We start from the raw sequence: 19,162 nt of genomic DNA, 5'->3' as shown, positions 1-19,162 counted from the left end.
GCGGCGACGCCGCGCAGCAGCCCGGCGGGGACGCGCGGACGCCGAAGCGGCTGCCGCCCGGCCGTCAGGGCGGCGGCCCGGGGTGGATGGGCGCCGGGATGCCCGCCGAGAAGTCGATGAACTTCGGCCCGTCGGCCCGACGATTGCTCGGCCGGCTGCGCTCACACCGGTTGCACCTGGCCGCGATCATCACGTTGGCAGTGGTGAGCGTCGGGTTCAGCGTGGCCGGGCCGAAGATCCTCGGCCACGCCACCGACCTGATCTTCACTGGGGTGATCGGCCGGCAACTGCCCGCCGGCACCACCGCCGACCAGGCCGTCGCGGCGGCCCGGGCCAGCGGCAACGACAGCTTCGCCGACATGCTGGCCCGGATGGACGTGGTGCCCGGGGTGGGCATCGACTTCAGCGCGCTGAGTCGGGTGCTGCTGCTGGCGCTCGGGCTCTACCTGGCGGCGAGCCTGCTGTCCTGGTGGCAGGGCTGGCTGCTCAACGGCGTGGTCCAGCGCACGGTGCTGCGACTGCGCGCCGAGGTGGAGGAGAAGCTCAACCGGCTGCCGCTGCCCTACTTCGACAGGCAGCCGCGCGGTGAGTTGCTCAGCCGGGTCACCAACGACATCGACAACATCTCCACCAGCCTCCAGCAGACCCTCAGCCAGCTCCTCACCTCGCTGCTGACCGTCATCGGGGTGCTGGCCGTGATGTTCTGGATCTCGCCGGTGCTGGCTCTGGTGGCCCTGGTCGCGGTGCCGTTGTCGGTGCTGGTCACCCAGCGCATCGCCAAGCGCTCGCAGAAGCAGTTCATCGCCCAGTGGGCGCACACCGGCGAGTTGAACGGCCAGATCGAGGAGGCGTACACCGGTCACGAGCTGGTGAAGGTCTTCGGCCGGCAGCGTGAGGTCGAGGCCGCCTTCCACGCGAAGAACGAGGAGCTGTTCCGGGCCAGCTTCGGGGCGCAGTTCATCTCCGGGATCATCATGCCGTCGATGATGTTCATCGGAAACCTGAGCTACGTGGCGATCGCCGTGGTCGGTGGGCTGCGGGTGGCCTCCGGCACGATGAGCCTCGGCGACGTGCAGGCGTTCATCCAGTACTCCCGCCAGTTCACCCAGCCGCTCACCCAGCTCGCCTCGATGGCCAACCTGCTCCAGTCCGGGGTGGCCTCGGCCGAGCGGGTCTTCGCGGTGCTCGACGCGGACGAGCAGACCCCCGACCCGGTCGAACCGGCCCGGGTCACCGACCCGCACGGTCGGGTGGAGTTCGAGCACGTCTCGTTCCGCTATGAGGCGGACAAGCCGCTGATCGACGACCTGTCACTGGTCGCCGAGCCCGGTCACACGGTGGCCATCGTCGGCCCGACCGGTGCCGGCAAGACCACACTGGTCAACCTGGTGATGCGCTTCTACGAGCTGGACGCCGGCCGGATCACACTCGACGGGGTGGACATCACCACGATGCGCCGCGACGACCTGCGCGGCCGGATCGGCATGGTGCTCCAGGACACCTGGCTCTTCGGCGGAACCATCCGGGACAACATCGCCTACGGGCGGCCGGACGCCACCGAGGAGGAGATCCTCGCCGCGGCCCGGGCCACCTTCGTGGACCGGTTCGTGCGCAGCCTGCCCGACGGCTACGACACGGTCATCGACGAGGAGGGCAGCAACGTCAGCGCCGGCGAGAAGCAGCTCATCACCATCGCGCGGGCGTTCCTCGCCGAGCCGTCCCTGCTGATCCTGGACGAGGCCACCAGCTCGGTGGACACCCGCACCGAGGTGCTGCTGCAACGGGCGATGGCCGCGCTGCGCTCGGACAGGACCAGCTTCGTCATCGCGCACCGGCTCTCCACCATCCGCGACGCCGACCTGATCCTGATGATGGAGGACGGTCGGATCGTCGAGCAGGGCACCCACGAGCAGTTGCTCGCCGCCCAGGGGGCGTACCACCGGCTCTACCGCTCGCAGTTCACCGGTGCGGTGGTCGACGAGGAACCCGCCGCGCAACCGGCGTCGGTGTAGGGCGGACCGCCATGCGTACAGCGGTCCGCCCCGGATCCGGCAGTCGGTCAGCCCTGCGGCAGCAGGTCGGCGGCGCGGGCCGCGACCTGCCCACCGATCAGGGCGAGCGCGGCGTCGGCGGGCATCGGAGCCAGGGCGTGGCCGCCGCGCAGCCGCAGCGCGAGATGGCCGTCGGCAACCTCCCGGGCACCCAACACCCCGAGGTACGGGACGCGGCGGCGGGCCGCGTCCCGTACCCGGGCGCCCAGCGAGCCGGCGACGTCGACAGCGACCCGCAGCCCGACCTCGGTCGCCCGGCGGGCCAGGTCGGCCGCCGCGTCGGCCTGGCCGTCGTCGACCGGCAGCAGCACCAGTTGCACCGGCGCGTACCAGGCCGGGAACGCCCCCTCGTGCACCTCGATGAGGTACGCGAACAGCCGCTCCATGCTGCCGACCAGACTGCGGTGCAGCATCACCGGTCGACGCCGGCCGCCATCCGAATCGGTGTACGACAGGTCGAACCGTTCCGGTTTGTCGAAGTCCACCTGGATGGTGGAGATGGTCGACTCCCGGCCGGCCGCGTCGACGATCTGGATGTCGATCTTCGGTCCGTAGAAGGCGGCCTCCCCCGGCGCCTCCACGTACTCCACCCCGGCCAGCGCCTCCCGGAGCAGCGCCTCGGCGCGGGCCCACTGCGCGTCGTCGCCGACGTACTTCTCGCCCGGCCCGCGCAGCGACAACCGGAACCCGGCCGGACGGACGCCGAGCGCGGCGTGCGCGGCGCGGATCAGCCCGAGGATCTCGACGACCTCCGCGCCGACCTGCTCGGGGGCACAGAAGGTGTGCGCGTCGTTGAGCGAGATGGCGCGGACCCGGGACAGCCCGCCGAGCACGCCGGAACGCTCCGAGCGGTACATCCCGCCCAGCTCGGCGATCCGCAACGGCAACTCCCGGTAGGAGCGGCCCCGCGCCCGGAAGACCAGCGCGTGGTGCGGGCAGAGCGCCGGCCGGAGCACGAACTCGTCGTCGGCGCTCAGCCGCATCGGCGGGAACATGTCGTCGGCGAAGTAGCCGAGATGACCGGAGAGTTCGAAGAGTTCCCGCTTACCCAGCGGCGGCGAGTAGACGTGCTGGTGTCCGGAGCGGCGCTCCAACTCCCGGACGTACTCCTCGACGGCGTGCCGGGCGGCGGCGCCCGCCGGCAGCCAGATCGGCAGGCCGGCGCCGGCCAGCGGATCGGAGACGAAGAGGTCCAGCTCGCGGCCGAGCCTACGGTGGTCGATCATGTCGGGCTCCTGGATCGGGTACGACCCGGAGGCGACCTGAGCTCCGTTCGGCGCACTGCCCTCGGGGGCGGATCGCCCCGGGGCCTGGTCGACGGTGGTTACGTCAGAGCGGCGCGCCGGGGATTCCCGGCGTCGTGGTCTGCACTACCGCGCTGCGCATGGGGCGACCGTACCCGCGCGACGATCGGGGACGCACCTGGATTTACGGGGTGGGCCGCCGGCGCGGGACCCGCCGGCGGCCCTGGCGGCCGAATCGTCAGGAACGGGGGACCCGACGGGCGTGGCCGCGCCGACAACGGTACGCCGACGAACGCCGATCCGCCGCCCGCCTCGAAGGGTGGACCGCCCTCCGAACCCGTCACCCGGCAGCGATCAGTCTCGTTGCAGCTGGGTGGCCCAGTGGTGTCGACGGTCACGACGAGCCGGGGCCCTCCACGGTGACGCCGGACACGACGTCAGGCTCAAGACACCCAATCGGCCGCATCCGGCGAGGTGGCAGGCGTGCCCGAACTTCTGACTGACGTCGCGTCGCCGACGTGGGCGTACCTGGTGCTGCTCGCTCTGCTGATCGCGGACGCCTTCGTACCGGTGATACCCACCCAGATCGTCATGATCACCAGTGGTGCGCTCACCGTCTACGGCGGGCTCAGCCTGCCGGTCACCATCGCCGTCGGCGCACTCGGCGTGTTCGCCGGTGACCTGGCCTGCTACCTGCTCGGACGCAGCGCGCCGGACCGGCGCCCGCCCCGGCACGCCGAACTGAGCCGCGCCCGCCGGGTGGCCAGCCGGGTCACCCAGGGGCTGCGACAACCCGGGCCGATGGTCATCCTGCTCTGCCGGTTCGTGCCCGGCGGCCGGATGGCGGCCTGCTTCTCGGCCGGGCGCAGCCGCTACCCCTACCGCCTGTTCGTGCTCTACGAGGCCGTCGCCGCACTGGGTTGGGCCACCTACGGCGCCCTGGTCGGGCACCTCGGAGGCACCGCGCTGACCGAGTCGGCGTGGCGGCTGGCCATCATCGCCACCGCCGCGGCGGCCGGCTTCGCCGCGGCCGGCTGGGCCATGACCCTGGTCAGCGCCCGCCACGCCCGCGCCGCAGCCACAGTCGACGTCCCCATCGACTGAGTGTCGCAACCTTCGCGATCTTGCACTTTCTGTCCCAACAATTGGGGCATGCCCGCAGATAAGAACGACCGAAAGTGCAAGATCGCGGCGGGTTGGCGGCGGGCCTCTAGGGGTGGTCCCGGGGAGAGATTTCGGTGGCTGTCCCGGATCCGGCTGGGGTGCCCACGGCGACAGGCTGAGGCATGCCTGGAACCCGGAGTACCGGTCTGCTGGCCCTGGGCGGGATCGCCCTGGCGGCGCTGCTCACCGTCATCGGTCACCTCGAAGTCAACGACGACCTCAACCCCTGGGCGTTGACCATCAGCGACTTCGCCGTCTCCGACCGCGGCGGCGTGATCGACGTCGCCATGGTGGTGCTGGCGCTCGCCACCGTGGCGCTGCTGTACGGACTGCGTCGCGCCGCGCCGGCACGGCCCGCCCCGGCAACCGACCTGCTGCTCGGCGCGTGGGTGACCGGGCTGCTCCTGGCCGCGGTGGTGCCCACGAACGAGCCAGGCACCGCCATGACCACGGCGGCCTACGTGCACCGGTACGCCTCGGTGGTCGCCTTTCTGGCACTGCCGGCGGCCGGTTGGCTGCTCGCCCGTCGATCCGAGCTGGCGCCGGTCGCCCGAACGCTACGCACCCTCGTCCTGCTGAGCCTGACCCTGGCGGCGGCGATGATCTGGTCCGCCTACCCCGGCGACCGTCTGCTGATCGGCCTGGCCGAGCGACTGCTCATCGTCACCGAGGTGGCAGTGCTGGCGACCATCGCGCTGGCCCAGACCCGCGCGGCCGTCGATCATGGAGTTGTGGCACCTCACCAAGGGGGCATCGCGGCGTGAACCACCCACCACAACTCCACGATCGTCGAGAAGGTGCGGCTACTCCAGCTCGTGCAGCATGAGCTGGCGGGCCGCCTCGGTGATCGAGCCGGACAACGAGGGGTAGATGGTGATGGTCTGGGCCAGCTCGTTGACGGTGAGGTTGTTCTCCACCGCCATGGTGATGGGCAGGATCAGCTCGCTGGCCTTCGGAGCGACCACCACACCACCGATCACCTGACCACTGGCCGGACGGCAGAACAACTTCACGAAGCCGTCGGAGAGGTCGTCCATCTTGGCCCGGGCGTTGCCGGACAACGGCAGCATCACCTGTCGGGCCGGCACCTTGCCCGCGTCCACCTCGTCCTGCGAGACACCCACCGTGGCCAGCTCGGGATCGGTGAAGACGTTCGCCGCGACGGTCCGCAGCCGCAGCGGGCGGACCGCCTCGCCGAGCGCGTGCCACATGGCGATCCGGCCCTGCATGGCGGCGACGCTGGCCAGCAGCAGCACGCCGGTGCAGTCACCGGCGGCGTAGATGCCGGGCACGTTGGTCCGGGAGGCCCTGTCGACTGTCACGTAGCCGCCCCGGCCCAGCTGCACCCCGTACTCGGTCAGGCCCAGGTTGGCGGTGTTCGGGATCGACCCGACGGTGATCAGCGCGTGCGAGCCGGTCACCTTACGGCCGTCGGAGAGTTCCACCTCGACGCCGTCGGCGGTACGCCGGACCGCGTCGGCCCGGGAGTTGTTGAGGATCTCCATGCCCCGGTTGCGGAACACCCGCTCGATCGCGGAGGCGGCGTCGGCGTCCTCGTGGGGCATCACCCGGTCGCGGCTGGAGACCAGGGTCACCTCGACCCCCATGGCCAGGTACGCGCTGGCGAACTCCGCACCGGTCACGCCGGACCCGACGACGATCAGGTGCTCGGGCAGCTCCGGCAGGTCGTACACCTGTCGCCAGGTCAGGATGCGCTCACCGTCCGGTACGGCGGTGGGCAGCTGGCGGGGTGTCGAACCGGTGGCCACCAGCACGGTGGACGCGTCGATCGAGTACTCCTCGCCGCCGTCGGCGGGGCTGACGACGACCCGGTGGGTGTGCCCGAGGGAGTCCTCGCCGAGCCGGGCGGTGCCGGCGACGAAGGTGACGCCCGCCTTCAGCAGCTTGGCGTGAATGTCAGCGGACTGCGCCAGGGCCAGCCGCTTGACCCGCTCGTGCACCGCCCGCGCGTCGACGGTGACCGCCTCCAGGCCGTCCGAGTGCACCCCGAACTCCTCGGTGTCCCGGTATCCGGTGACCACCCCCGAGCTGGCGATGAAGGTCTTCGACGGTACGCAGTCGGAGAGCACGCAGGCGCCGCCGGCCCCGTCGGCCTCCACCACGGTGACATCGGCATCCAGCTGGGCGGCGACCAGTGCCGCCTCGTACCCGGCCGGCCCCCCACCGATGATCACGATCTGGCTCACAGCGTTCGCCCTTCGTCCATGCTCACAGTGACTTTCTTCTCCCGAACGCGTTCGACACGCACTGTCGTATTCTCCCCCACCCGTCGGCCGGGCTATCGTCATCGCCGTGCGTCATCACGCCGCCTACGGCTCAAATCTCGACCCCGCCCGGATGCGTGCCTACTGTCCGCATTCGCCGATGGTGGGCACCGGCTGGCTGGAGGGCTGGCGGCTGACCTTCGCCGGGGCGGACGTGATCGGCTGGGAGGGTGCGGTGAGCACCCTCGTCGAGTCTCCCGGTGACCGGGTCTTCGTGGCGCTCTACGACATCCACCCGTACGACGCCGAGCAGCTCGACGAGCTGGAGGGCGTCGCCGCCGGGACGTACCGCAAGCTGCACGTCCGGGTTTCCACCCTCGACGGCGACGTGACCGCGTGGATCTACGTCTTCAACGGGTACGAGGGTGGCCTGCCGACCTCGTGGTACCTGTCGGAGATCGCGAACGCCGCCGAGAAGGCGGGCGCCCCGGACGACTACGTCACCGAGTTGCGGGCCCGCCCCACCGGCACCGCGTCGGCGTAGCAGCGCGTATCGCACGCCTCCAGTCTGCTACCGCTGTCGACCGCGGGCCCGGTCGGGCCCGCCCGGGGTCGTCAATCACACACGGGCCGCCGGGACGGACCGTTCGTACATGTCGGTCCAGTGGGTTTCCCGCAGGCCCACCGCCCGGTAGAGCGACAGCGGGGCGGTCGGGTTGGTGAGGTCGACCCCCAGACCGGCCGACTTCCGCCCCTTCTCGGCGTAGCGGGCGAAGGCGCGGCGCAGCAGCGCCGCACCCACACCCCGGCGACGGTACGCGGACAGCACCGACAGGGTCTTCACCCAGCCCGACTGTTGGTCGAGTGCCTGATCCGAGGACTGCAACGCGCCGACCGGCACCCCGTCCACCTCGGCGACGAACCACTCGTCCCAGGCGGTCAGGTCGCCGATGCGGGCCCGCCACCGCTCGTACGACAACGGTTCGTGGTCCGGGGTGTCACCGAAGGCGGCCTCGTAGATCCGGTGGAACTCCACCAGGTCGGTCTCGTGGTCCGGGCGGACCTGCCGCACGGTCACGCCCGCGGGTGCGGCCGGCTCGTCGGGCAGGTCGTCCAACGGTCGGCTCATTCGGACGTACCGCTTGACGCGGGCGAAACCGAGCGCGCGAAGGGTCTGTTCCCAGTCATGTTCGGGGGCGAAGACCGCGCAGCGGACGGTGAGCGACGGCAACCCGCGCTCGGCCGCGCGTTCGGCGACCCGGTCCAGTTGGCGAACCAGCAGCGGCGCGCGGACGGCGGCGCCCCGCACCGGCTCGACGTAGACCTCCACGAACTCCCGGCCCACCCCGCTCGGGTTGTCCACCGTCGCCCAGCCGACCACTGTGTCGGCCGGGTCGATCGCCAACCAGGAGTCCCGGGTCGGGTCGAAGTGGCTGGCGGTCAGTGACGCCGTGACGTCCTCGGCGTCGAAGTCGGGGTGGCCGATGGCGAAGGTGTCGGCGGCGTGCACCACCGCGAGGATCGCCGGCACGTCGTCGAGGGTGGGGCGGCGCGTTGTCCAACCAGCGGGAAGGGTCACGGCAGGACATCCTGGCAGCCGAGCCGCCGGGGCGCCGCCCATTTTCCGGCTGGCGGAGGCTCAGCCGAGGTCGACCCGGGTGCGGTGCAGCAACTCCACCAACTCGGCGCCGTCGGCGGGCCCGAGGGCGGTGAACGCCGGCGCGGCCAACCGGTTGGTCACCGCCTCCGCCCAGAGCCGGCGGCGCACCAGCGGCCCGATCGGCGGGTACGGCGGCGGCCACCCGCAGGCCACCGCCCCGGCCTCCCCCTCCGGCCCGGCCAGCACCGCCTCCAGCGGAGTCATCCCGGCGGCCCGTACCGCGAGCAGGTAGGCGCCGGTGAAGTGTTCCCGGAGCAGCCGCAGCCCGGCGGCGCTGCGGGCCCCGGGAGAGAGGTCCGGAAGGGGCATGGCCCGCCACGCGGCGAAGAGCGGCATCCCGCTGGCGTCGGCCGCGACGACGGCCCGCTCGACGAGCGCGGACAGGCGTTCGGCACCGGGCAGGGGGCCGAGCTGCTGCGCCCCCCACCGGCAGCATTCGGCGAGGCTCGCGGCGGCCACCTGGAACGGCGGGACGACCCGGGCGGCGGCGTCCCAACCGTCGGCGACGGCGTCCGGGGCGATGAACCCGAGGGCGGCGGCGGCTGTCTCGGCCCGCACATCGCCGAGCGCGCCGGCCCGGCCGCTGATGTAGAAGGCCCACCCGGAGATGCCGAGCAGTCGGGCCCGGCGCAACGTGGTCGGGTCCCGGCTGAAGGCGTCGCCCAGGTCGAGCACGACGGGCTTGCTGGCAGCCGCGACCTGCTCCGGAGTCACCGCGGGGCCCTCTTCGCGCGGCCCGAACCGCCGCGCCCGACCACGCCCCGATCCACGGCCACCCACCGTGCACGGCCCGCGCACTCGTCGTCGTCCATCAATGCTCAGTCTGCCGCGCCACCGCCCGCGTCCGCATCCCCCTCTTCGGCCGCCAGTGCCTCGATCGCCGCCTCGACCTCCCCGGCGCGCCGCCGGGCCACGGTGACCGCCCGCTCGGCGGCCCGCCGAGCGAGCTTGGCCCGGCTGAGATCCTGCTCGGCGACCGCGCGCCGCCGCTCCAGCTCGGCCAGCTCCGCCTCAAGCCCATCGAGTACGGCCGCACCGTCGCGCTCCTGCCCGGTCGCCTCGGTCAGTTCCGCCTCGGCCCGCTCCTGGTCGGCCTGGGCCTTCGCCAACTCGCGGTCCAGGGCGCGGCGCTGCCGGGCCCGCTCGGCTCGGGCCGCCCGCTGCGCGGCCCGCTCGGCCCGCTCGGCCGCCCGATCCGTACGGGGTGCCGCCTCGGGTCGCCCTCGCTGGGCGCCGGGTCGGCGGGCCGGGCGTTCCTCGTCGGGCTCCTCGCCGTCGCCGGTGACCAGCCGCAGTTGTGGCCGGGGCACCTCACCGAAGCCGGCGTAGCTGGCCGCCCGCAGCAGCCGACCCGCCCGCACCTGCTCGGCGACCTCGACGTCGGAGAAGGCCGCGTTCAACGTCGCCTCCACCTCGGCCAGGGGCAGCCGGTTCGCCGGTGGCGCGTCCGGCTCGGCCGCGGCGAGCTTGCGCACCTCGGCGACCAGGGAGCCGACCACCGCCCGGCGCTGCGCGGACAGCTCCCGCAGTTTGGGTCCGCGCAGCTCCCGTTGGGCGGACCGTAGGGCGTCGGCGAGTTGCACCAGATCGGCGACCAGCTCCGGACGTCGGATGGCGAGCAGGTTCACCAACCAGGCGGCCACCGTCGGGCGACGCAGCCGGGCCAGCTCCCGGGCGGTGGCCGGGTCACCGGCCTGGCGGGCCTGCGCCACGGCGGCCTCCCGGGCGGCCACGAACCGGTCCGGTGGGGTGCGGTAGAGCTGTTGCACCAGCTCCGCGGAGAGGCCGGGCATCGGGTCAGACGTCCACCCGACTGCCGGGTTCCAGTCGCTGGTACTCGGTGCCGGACATCGCCGAGTACTGCCGGTTCAGCACACCCAGCCCGTTGTCGTTGAGTAGCGCGTCGTGCAGGGCGTACGCGCGCCGCGGCGCGACCGCGCGGATGAAGTCGAGCACCTCGGAGAACTTCGACCAGGGGGCGTGGATCGGCGCGAAGAGCGTGTCGACGGGTGTCTCGTCGGGCACCACCAGGGAGTCGCCCGGGTGGTAGACCACGTCGTTGATCAGGTAACCGAGGTTGTCGATCACCGGGATCTCGGGGTGGATCACGGCGTGCCGCCCCCCGTACGCGCGCACGGCGACCCCGGCGGCGGTGAACGACTCACCGACGTCGACCGGGCGCAGCGCGTCGGCCGCGTCCCCAAGGGCCTCGGCGAGCGAGGCGGGGCCGTGGATCGGGAACGGCCGTCGGTCGAGCTGGAGGCGCACCGCTGCCAGGTCGAGGTGGTCGGGGTGCGCGTGGGTGATCAGCACCGCGTCCGCACCGTCCAGCGCCGCCGTGGTGTCGCTGAACACCCCGGGGTCGACGACGAGGATTCCCCCATCGTGTTCCACCCGAAGGCAGGAGTGGGCGTACTTGGTGAGTCGCATCGTGACTCCTCGATTATCGAATCGTGACGTCCTCAGCGCAGTCTGCCGGAACCAGCCGGAGTGTGCGTCGCGTCCGAGCTATCGCACACCGGTTGACGACGATGGGAGCGGGGATGGACGGACGGGTGGGACGACGCCGCGGTGCGCTGCTGGCGGCGACAGCACTGGCGGCCGCGCTGGCACTGACAGGATGCGGCGCCGGCGACAGTGGGGCACAGGACACCGCCGGCTCGGCGGTCGAGGCGCCGCCGGCCAAGGGCGGTGAGGTGCCCCGGGACGCCGCCGCGGGCGCACCGGAGGCGGCCGGTGCCGGCGCACCGGACCTGCGGGTGGACCAGCGGGCGATCATCTACACCGGAACGATGCGGGTGCAGGTGGACGATGTGGACTCGGCCGCCCGCGAGGCCACCGCCGTGGCCACTCGGGCCGGTGGTTTCGTCGGTGGGGACCAGCGGCGCAGCGCCGACGCCGACGCGGTGGCGGAGCTGGTGCTGCGAGTGCCGGCGGCGAAGTTCACCGGCGTGGTGGAGGAGATCGCGAAGCTCGGTCGGCAGCAGAACCGGGAGATCAACACTCAGGACGTCACCGAGGAGACCGTCGACCTGGACGCCCGGATCACCAGTCAGCGGGCACGGGTGGACAGCGCCCGCCGGTTGCTGGCCCGGGCCACCTCGATCACCGACCTGGTGTCGTTGGAGAACGAGCTGGGTCGCCGGGAGGCGGACCTGGCCTCGCTGGAGGCCAAGAAGCGACGCCTGGCCGACCTGACCGCCCTCTCCACGATCACCGTGGCGCTGGCCGGACCGGCGGCGAAGGCCACCGAGGAGAAGGACGAGACCGGCTTCCTGGTGGGGCTCAGGGGCGGCTGGAAGGCGTTCGTCGTCTCGATGACCGTCCTGCTGACGGTGCTGGGCGCGTTGCTGCCGTGGCTGGTGGCGCTCGGCGTACCGCTGGCGGTGTTGTTGGTGGTGCTGCGCCGGCGGCGCAGGTCCCCGGCGCTGGTCGCACCGGTCAGCGCGCCGCCGCCAGTGCCCGCAGCGCGGTCTGGACCATGACCCGGACGCCGACCGGGATGGCCCGCTCGTCCACGTCGAAGCTTCCCCGGTGCAGGTCGACGTTGGGGCCGGAACGACCCACGCCGAGCCGGGCGAGGGCGCCGGGGACGTACTCCAGATACCAGGAGAAGTCCTCGCCGCCCATGCTCTGCGGTGTCTCGGCGATCCCCTCCGGGCCGAGCGCGGCGGCGGTGGCGGCGGTCAGCACCTGGATGGCGCGGGAGTCGTTGCACACCGGCGGACGGCCGCGCAGGTATTCCAGGTCGACAGTGGCGCCGGTCGGCGCGATCACGTCCCGTACCACCTGAGCGACGATCTTGGGAGCCTGCTCCCAGGTGTCGCGGTCCATCACCCGGAGGGTGCCGGAGGCGCTCGCCTCGGACGGGATGACGTTGTAGCGGGTGCCGGCCGAGGCGTGGCCGAAGACCAGCAGCAGGCCGCTGTTGGCCGGCACCCGGCGGCTGACCAGGGCGGGCACCTCGGTGATCAGCCGACCGAGCGCGTCGACCAGGTCGACGGTCAGGTGCGGGCGGGCGGTGTGCCCGCCCGGGCCGGAGAGCCGGACTGTCACGTTGTCGGCGGCCGCGGTGATCGGACCGACCCGCAGGCCGACCTGGCCCACCGGCAGGTTCGGGTCGCAGTGCAGCGCGAAGATCTGCACCACGTCGTCCAGGCCGCCGGCCTCGATGACCTCCAGCGAACCGCAGGGCAGGATCTCCTCGGCCGGCTGGAAGATCAGCCGGACCCGGCCGTCCAGCTCCCCGAGGTCGGCGAGCTGGGCGAGCAGCATGCCGACGCCGAGCAGGATCGTGGTGTGCACGTCGTGCCCGCAGGCGTGGCAGACGCCCTCCACGGTCGACCGGTACGGGACGTCCTTGGGGTCGTCGAGCGGCAGGGCGTCGATGTCGGCGCGCAGCGCCACGACCGGGCCGTCCGGCCGGCCGTTGATGTCGCAGATCACGCCGTTGCCCTTGGGCAGCAGGCGCGGGCTCAACCCGGCCAGCGACAACTCCCGGGCGATCAGCGCGGCCGTCTCGAACTCGTTGCCGGAGAGCTCAGGGTGCGAGTGGATGTGACGGCGCGTAGCGATCAGCCCCGGTACCCGGAGCGCGAGAAGGTGATCCAGCTCGCGGGGCAACGGCTGGGATCCGGGTGGCGTCTCCGGCCAGGACGACGCCAGCTGGCCACCCGTGGGCAGCGTCAACGCACTCGTCACGTCGAATTCTCGATCACTAGAGATGGATGGATCATCGGGGACAGCAGACAGCCTAGACCTCCGACGGTGACGCTGCGCAACCTCGTTACGGTAATGATCGGACCGCACAGAGTCACGTATGCCCTGCTGAGGGCGTTCGTCGAGGCGGGGGACAGCAGGTAGATCACGGTCGAACGCCGTCATCGGCCCCTCACCTCCTACAACGCGTAACCAATCGCGGCGGTCACGAATCCCGGAACCAGTCGGAACCCGTTGCCAAATTGTCGCATTAGTCGGGGTGGTGAACTGACACTCCGACAATTAGCCGACCACACTCCGCAACGAGCCGGATAAGGACGCTCACACGCACCCACCCACCGTGGGCGCACAGGGTGTGCGTCCCGGCTCAACCGACCGGATACCCGCTCGGCCCGACTGACACACAGTGCCCTCGGGCCGTAGAGCCGCGACCGAGCGCGCTCAGAAGCGGTCGGAGGGTCGGTACAACCCCCACACCTCGCGCAGCGTCCCGCACACCTCGCCCACCGTCGCCCGGGCCCGCAGCGCCTCCTTCATCGGGTACAGCACGTTCTCCGCACCCTCGGCGGCGGCCCGAAGATCGGCCAGCGCCCGCGCCACCGCGTCGGCGTCCCGCTCGGCGCGCAGCCGGGCCAGCCGGTCGGCCTGGGCCGCCTCGATCGCAGGGTCGACCCGCAGCGGCTCGTACGGCTCCTCCTCGTCCACGGTGAACCGGTTGAGCCCGACCACCACCCGCTCCGCCGAGTCGATCTCCTGGGCGATCCGGTACGCGGACTGCTCGATCTCCCGCTTCTGGAAGCCGGCCTCGATCGCGTCCACCGCCGAACCGTGGTCGGCCACCCGCTCCATCAGCTCGACGGCGGCAGCCTCGATCTCGGCGGTCATCGCCTCCACCACGTACGAGCCGGCGAACGGGTCGACGGTGGCGGTCAGGTCCGTCTCGTAGGCCAGCACCTGCTGGGTACGCAGCGCGAGCCGGGCCGCCTTCTCGGTGGGCAGCGCGATCGCCTCGTCGAAGCTGTTGGTGTGCAGCGACTGGGTGCCGCCGAGCACCGCGGCCAACCCCTGCACCGCCACCCGGACCAGGTTCACCTCCGGCTGCTGCGCGGTGAGCTGCACGCCGGCGGTCTGGGTGTGGAACCGCAGCATCATCGACTTCGGATCCTTGGCGCCGAAGTCGTCGCGCATCAGTCGGGCCCAGATCCGCCGGGCGGCGCGGAACTTCGCCACCTCCTCCAGCAGCGTGGTGCGGGCCACGAAGAAGAACGACAGCCGGGGCGCGAAGTCGTCGACGGCGAGCCCCGCGGCCAGCGCCGCCCGCACGTACTCCACGCCGTTGGCCAGCGTGAACGCGATCTCCTGCGCGGGCGTCGCACCGGCCTCCGCCATGTGGTAGCCGGAGATGGAGATGGTGTTCCACTTCGGCACCTCCCTGCGGCAGTACGCGAAGGTGTCGGCCACCAGGCGCAGCGACGGCTTCGGCGGGAAGATGTACGTCCCCCGGGCGATGTACTCCTTGAGGATGTCGTTCTGGATGGTGCCGTTGAGTGCCGTCCCCGGCACCCCGTTCTCCTCGGCGACGAGCTGGTAGAGCAGCAGCAACACCGAGCCGGGTGCGTTGATGGTCATCGAGGTGGACACCTTGTCCAGTGGGATGTCGGCGAAGAGCAGCCGCATGTCCTCGATGGAGTCGATGGCGACGCCCACCTTGCCGACCTCGCCGTGCGCGATCGGGTCGTCGGAGTCGTAGCCCATCTGGGTCGGTAGGTCGAACGCGACCGAGAGTCCCATGGTGCCGGCCCGCAACAGCTGGTGGTACCGCGCGTTGGACTCGGTGGCGGTGCCGAAGCCGGCGTACTGGCGCATGGTCCACGGGCGGGAGGTGTACATGGTGGGGTAGACGCCCCGGGTGTACGGAAACTCGCCGGGGCTGCCGAGCCGGGAGTCCAGGTCCTCCGGAAGGTCGGCCTCCGTGTAGACGCCGTTGATCGGGAAACCGGACTCACTTGACCGCCGTTGGTTCATCCCCGGATGGTAGGACGCCTGGCCACGTCGCCGGGTGAGGGATACCGCACAGTGCGTCCCGACCGGTCGACACCAGGTGAACGACAGGGCACGTTCTGTTGACTTCGATAAACGTCCGTCGCGTCGGCTTTCGCATCGGGCGTCGGAACCAGCAAGATAGGGGGGTTGTGTCCCAGCCCCCCTCGATTTCCCCCGGTGGCTTTTCTGTGACTCAGATCCCGACGTGGAGCGGCGGACCAGTTAGTCCCGCCAACGGACGAGCGGCGCCCGGCACCACCATTGGTGACCGGTACTCGCTGCGGTCCTCGGTGGGCAACGGCGGCATGGGCACGGTGTGGCGTGCCACAGACACCCTGCTGCGCCGTGACGTGGCGGTGAAGGAGGTCGTCCTGCCCCCGGGGCTGGCCCCCAGCGACCGCGACGCGATGTACGAACGCACCCTGCGCGAGGCCCGCGCCGCCGCCGCCATCCAGCACCCCGCCGTCGTGCAGGTGTACGACGTGGTCACCGAGGCCGGCCGGCCGTGGATCGTGATGGAGCTGCTGGACGCCCGCAGCCTGGCCGACATGGTGATCGAGGACGGGCCGGTCGCGCCCCGCGCCGTCGCGAAGATCGGCATCGCGCTGCTCGGTGCGTTGGAGGTCGCCCACGCGATCGGCGTACTGCACCGCGACGTCAAACCGGCCAACGTGCTGATCTGCGCCGACGGGCGGTGCGTGCTGACCGACTTCGGGGTCGCCCGGATGCCCACGGACGTGCAGCTCACCACCCCCGGCATGGTGCTCGGCTCGCCGCACTTCATCTCGCCCGAGCGGGCCATGGGCCAGGAGTTCGGCCCGCCCAGCGACCTCTTCTCGCTGGGTGTGACGCTCTACACCGCTGTCGAGGGGCGGCCCCCGTTCGACAAGGGCGACCCGATCGAGACCATGCACGCCGTGGTGGAGGACCCACCCGCCCCGCCGCAGCGCAGCGGCCCGCTGACCCGCGTGCTGATGGGTCTGCTGGAGAAGGACCCGGCGCGTCGACTGGACGTGCACACCTCCCGGGCCATGCTGCGCGAGCTGCTCGCCGGCCCGCTGGGCAGCACGGCGACGGCGGTGCACTCGGTCACCGACCCGTACGCCGTGGTGCCGGTGCAGCAGCGCCCCGTGCCCGTCCTCCCGCCGGCCCAGCCGGAGCCCAAGCCGGACAGCCAGATCGGTGGCCCGGCGATGCTGGCCCCGGGTGAGTCCCTGACCGACCGGCTGTCCTCGTTGCGCCGGGGCAAGCGCCAGCAGGCAGCGTCCGCTGCCGGTGCCACGGGTGGGCTCGACGAGACCAGCGCCGACGCGTTGGCCGGCCCGCTGCACACGCCGACCGGCGCGATGCCGGCCGGCGGCCGACCGGCGGCCGGGCGCACCTACGGCGGCAACGCGGACGCCACCCAGCGGGTGGACGCCGGCGGGCACCCCGACGCCACCCAGCGGGTCAGCTACGGCAACCCGGCCGAGGCCACCCAGCAGGTCGGGTACGGCGGCGCACCGGAGGCCACCCAGCGCGTCGGCGGCACCTACGGCGGCAACCAGTGGTCGGTGCCGGGCACCGGCCAGCCCTGGGCCACCGCGCCCGCCACCTCCGGCGGCAGCGCTCTGGACAAGGTCCGTGCCACCGGGGGTCAGCTGGTCACCACGGTCAAGGGCTGGCCGCGCAAGGTCCAGCTCGCCGCTGCCGGCGGGTTGGTCGTCGTGCTGCTGCTCAGCGTGGTGGCGCTCTCCGGCGGCGACGACGACACGACGTCGCCGAACACCCCGGCGGCGCAGCCCACCCCGTCCGCCCCGGCGGCCCCCACCGTCGAGATGCAGGAGCACGCGGCGCGCGGGATCCAGGTCATGGTGCCGAAGGGCTGGAAGAAGGCCACCGGCGGTTCGTACACCGACTACATCGACCCGGAGGACAGCGGCCGCAAGGTCCGCATCATCACCGAGAAGTGGACCAGCAGTTCCGCCCGGTGGGCGGAGACGGCCGAGAACGGCCTCAAGACCAGGAGCACCTCCTGCGTCAAGCCGTACAACCAGGTCTCGTCCTCCACCGAAACCCAGCTGGCCAGCAAGCCCGCCGCCGAATTCGAGTACACCTGCGGCGAGGGTGACGTGATGCGGCACGGCATCTGGCGGGGCGTGGCGCAGGACGGCAAGGCGTACTCGTTCTACCTCACCGCCACCGACGCCAAGTTCGCGGAGAGCAAGCCGATCTTCGACGAGATGGCGCGCACGTTCCAGCTCACCGGGGACGGCTGAGCCGGAGGGAACCGACAGGGATGATCCGTCGCCGTGCTATCAAGGGGCATGGCGGCGGACACCACTGACATCGACGACATTCGTGAGCAAGCCCGGCGCTGGCTGGCCGACGACCCCGACCCGGCCAGCCGGGACGAGCTGACGGCGGTGCTCGACGGGCTGCCCGCGAGCGCGCCGGAGCTGGCCGACCGGTTCGCCGGCCCGCTGACCTTCGGCACGGCGGGCCTGCGCGGCCCGCTGCGCGCCGGCCCGAACGGCATGAACCTCGCCGTGGTCACCCAGGCCGCTGCCGGCCTGGTCACCTGGCTCGCGGCCCAGGGTGGCACCGGCCCGCTGGTGATCGGGTACGACGCCCGGCACGGCTCGCGGCAGTTCGCCGAGCGCACCGCCCAGGTGGCCACCGGCGCTGGCCGCCCGGCGCTGCTGCTGCCCCGCCCGCTGCCCACCCCGGTGCTGGCGTACGCCGTGCGGCACCTCGGCGGGGTCGCCGGCGTGATGGTCACGGCCAGCCACAACCCGCCGCAGGACAACGGCTACAAGGTCTATCTCGGCGCGGAGCTGGGCGGCGAGTTGGGCGCCGGGGCGCAGATCGTGCCGCCCGCCGACGCCGGAATCGAGGCGGCCATCCGGTCGGTCGGGCCGCTGACCCAGGTGCCGTTGGGCGAGCCCGGTCAGGTGCTCGGCGACGACCTGGTCGCCTCGTACGTCGAACGGGCCACCGCGGTGATCGACCCGGACGGGCCACGGGACCTGACGGTGGCGTACACCCCGCTGCACGGGGTGGGCGCGGCGGTGCTGACCGCCGCCTTCGCCCGCGCCGGTTTCCCGACCCCCGGGGTGGTGCCCGACCAGGCCGAGCCGGACCCGGCGTTCCCCACCGTGTCGTTCCCCAACCCGGAGGAACCGGGTGCGGTGGACCGGCTCATCGCCCTGGCCGACTCCACCGGCGCGGACCTCGCCATCGCCAACGACCCGGACGCCGACCGGTGCGCGGTGGTCGTCCGGGACCACCGCGACGGCTGGCGGATGCTGCGCGGCGACGAGGTGGGCGTCCTGCTCGCCGACCACCTGATGCGCCGGGGGGTGACCGGGCTCTACGCCACCACGATCGTGTCGTCGTCGCTGCTGCGGGCGATGTGCGCGGCCCGGGGTCTGCCCTACGACGAGACGCTCACCGGCTTCAAGTGGATTGTGCGGGCCGGCGGTGGCAGCGCGCCGCTGGTCTTCGGCTACGAGGAGGCGCTCGGCTACTGCGTGGCCCCGGAGCACGTCCGGGACAAGGACGGCATCACCGCCGCGCTGACCGTGGCGGAGTTGGCCGCCGGCCTGAAGACGCAGGGCCGGACATTGACCGACCGGCTCGACGAGCTGGCCGCCGAGTTCGGCGTGCACCACACCGACCAGCTCTCCGCCCGGGTGGACGACCTGCGGATCATCGCCGACGCGATGGCCCGGATCCGGACGACCACCCCGGCCACCCTGCTCGGACAGCCGGTGGACAGCGTTCGGGACCTGCTGCCCGAGTCGGATGTGGTGATCCTGCGCACCGCTGTGGCCCGGGTGGTGATCCGCCCGTCCGGGACCGAGCCGAAGCTCAAGGCGTACCTCGAGGTGGTGGAACCGGTCGTGGACGGTGACGTACCGACGGCCCGCAGCAGGGCGGCGTCGGCCGTCACCGCGCTCCGCGCCGAGGTCAGCGCTGCCCTTGGCATCTGAACCCCGCAGCACCCACCCACAACAAGTCCGCCCTTTGCTCTGCACCCGCGGAAGCGCCATTCGACTGTCGTCCGGTGGCGCC

The 19,162-nt window shown here is 72.1% G+C and carries 15 protein-coding genes; 7 read left to right on the top strand and 8 right to left on the bottom strand.

All coding sequences use genetic code 11. The annotated features are described in order from the left end of the window. Positions 1–86: 86 nt before the first annotated feature. A complete protein-coding gene (locus ACX27O_RS05135) occupies positions 87–2,012 on the top strand; it encodes an ABC transporter ATP-binding protein (RefSeq protein ID WP_387217930.1) in 1,926 nt (641 codons plus the stop codon). Positions 2,013–2,059: 47 nt separating this feature from the next. On the opposite strand, the gene thrS is transcribed toward ACX27O_RS05135, so the two are convergent. Further along, positions 2,060–3,277 (bottom strand): threonine--tRNA ligase, encoded by a 1,218-nt coding sequence (gene thrS / locus ACX27O_RS05130; protein ID WP_357638082.1) that lies wholly within the window; start codon positions 3,275–3,277, stop codon positions 2,060–2,062. Positions 3,278–3,778: 501 nt separating this feature from the next. Here thrS and ACX27O_RS05125 point away from each other — a divergent pair. Together ACX27O_RS05125 and ACX27O_RS05120 are read left to right on the top strand one after the other, a co-directional pair. After that, positions 3,779–4,399: a DedA family protein gene (locus tag ACX27O_RS05125; RefSeq protein ID WP_036410846.1), complete on the top strand. Its 621-nt coding sequence runs from the start codon at positions 3,779–3,781 to the stop codon at positions 4,397–4,399. A gap of 182 nt (positions 4,400–4,581) precedes the next feature. After that, positions 4,582–5,223: a DUF998 domain-containing protein gene (locus ACX27O_RS05120; protein ID WP_030328949.1), complete on the top strand. Its 642-nt coding sequence runs from the start codon at positions 4,582–4,584 to the stop codon at positions 5,221–5,223. A 39-nt stretch (positions 5,224–5,262) separates the two neighbouring features. Here the strand turns inward: ACX27O_RS05120 and ACX27O_RS05115 are convergent, their stop codons facing one another. Continuing rightward, complete coding sequence (locus tag ACX27O_RS05115) at positions 5,263–6,666, bottom strand: NAD(P)H-quinone dehydrogenase (RefSeq protein WP_030328951.1); 1,404 nt, start codon at positions 6,664–6,666, stop codon at positions 5,263–5,265. A 106-nt stretch (positions 6,667–6,772) separates the two neighbouring features. Here ACX27O_RS05115 and ACX27O_RS05110 point away from each other — a divergent pair, with 106 nt between their 5' ends. Further along, positions 6,773–7,228 (top strand): gamma-glutamylcyclotransferase, encoded by a 456-nt coding sequence (locus tag ACX27O_RS05110; RefSeq protein ID WP_030328953.1) that lies wholly within the window; start codon positions 6,773–6,775, stop codon positions 7,226–7,228. Positions 7,229–7,303: 75 nt separating this feature from the next. Here the strand turns inward: ACX27O_RS05110 and ACX27O_RS05105 are convergent, their stop codons facing one another. The 4 genes from ACX27O_RS05105 to ACX27O_RS05090 form a co-directional block, all read right to left on the bottom strand. Further along, positions 7,304–8,263 carry a GNAT family N-acetyltransferase gene (locus ACX27O_RS05105; protein ID WP_387217162.1) on the bottom strand — a complete coding sequence of 320 codons (960 nt, stop codon included), beginning with the start codon at positions 8,261–8,263 and terminating at the stop codon, positions 7,304–7,306. 60 nt (positions 8,264–8,323) lie between these two features. Further along, positions 8,324–9,058: an SCO6745 family protein gene (locus tag ACX27O_RS05100; protein ID WP_030328958.1), complete on the bottom strand. Its 735-nt coding sequence runs from the start codon at positions 9,056–9,058 to the stop codon at positions 8,324–8,326. 104 nt (positions 9,059–9,162) lie between these two features. Continuing rightward, positions 9,163–10,137 (bottom strand): coiled-coil domain-containing protein, encoded by a 975-nt coding sequence (locus tag ACX27O_RS05095; RefSeq protein ID WP_357638074.1) that lies wholly within the window; start codon positions 10,135–10,137, stop codon positions 9,163–9,165. 4 nt (positions 10,138–10,141) lie between these two features. Next, the gene (locus tag ACX27O_RS05090) at positions 10,142–10,774 is read right to left on the bottom strand and encodes an MBL fold metallo-hydrolase (RefSeq protein ID WP_030328964.1); all 633 of its coding nucleotides are present in this window, start codon (positions 10,772–10,774) and stop codon (positions 10,142–10,144) included. Between the two features lie 92 nt (positions 10,775–10,866). Here ACX27O_RS05090 and ACX27O_RS05085 point away from each other — a divergent pair, with 92 nt between their 5' ends. Further along, positions 10,867–11,829 (top strand): DUF4349 domain-containing protein, encoded by a 963-nt coding sequence (locus tag ACX27O_RS05085; protein ID WP_081883711.1) that lies wholly within the window; start codon positions 10,867–10,869, stop codon positions 11,827–11,829. Here ACX27O_RS05085 and ACX27O_RS05080 read toward each other — a convergent pair. Next, positions 11,786–13,045: an amidohydrolase gene (locus ACX27O_RS05080; protein WP_030328968.1), complete on the bottom strand. Its 1,260-nt coding sequence runs from the start codon at positions 13,043–13,045 to the stop codon at positions 11,786–11,788. The genes ACX27O_RS05085 and ACX27O_RS05080 overlap by 44 nt on opposite strands. Before the next feature lie 459 nt (positions 13,046–13,504). Continuing rightward, positions 13,505–15,088, bottom strand: coding sequence for an acyl-CoA mutase large subunit family protein (locus ACX27O_RS05075; RefSeq protein ID WP_357638069.1), 1,584 nt, complete (start codon positions 15,086–15,088; stop codon positions 13,505–13,507). A 206-nt stretch (positions 15,089–15,294) separates the two neighbouring features. Here ACX27O_RS05075 and ACX27O_RS05070 point away from each other — a divergent pair, with 206 nt between their 5' ends. Next, on the top strand, positions 15,295–17,364 hold the full coding sequence (locus ACX27O_RS05070; protein WP_458938998.1) for a serine/threonine-protein kinase: 2,070 nt from the start codon (positions 15,295–15,297) through the stop codon (positions 17,362–17,364). 48 nt (positions 17,365–17,412) lie between these two features. Continuing rightward, a complete protein-coding gene (locus tag ACX27O_RS05065) occupies positions 17,413–19,080 on the top strand; it encodes a phospho-sugar mutase (protein WP_030328976.1) in 1,668 nt (555 codons plus the stop codon). The last annotated feature ends 82 nt before the right edge of the window (positions 19,081–19,162 follow it).

The organism is Micromonospora sp. SD19 (assembly GCF_054462275.1).
Note: the sequence above shows the minus strand (reverse complement) of the source record. Positions and strands in the feature narration are given on the sequence as shown.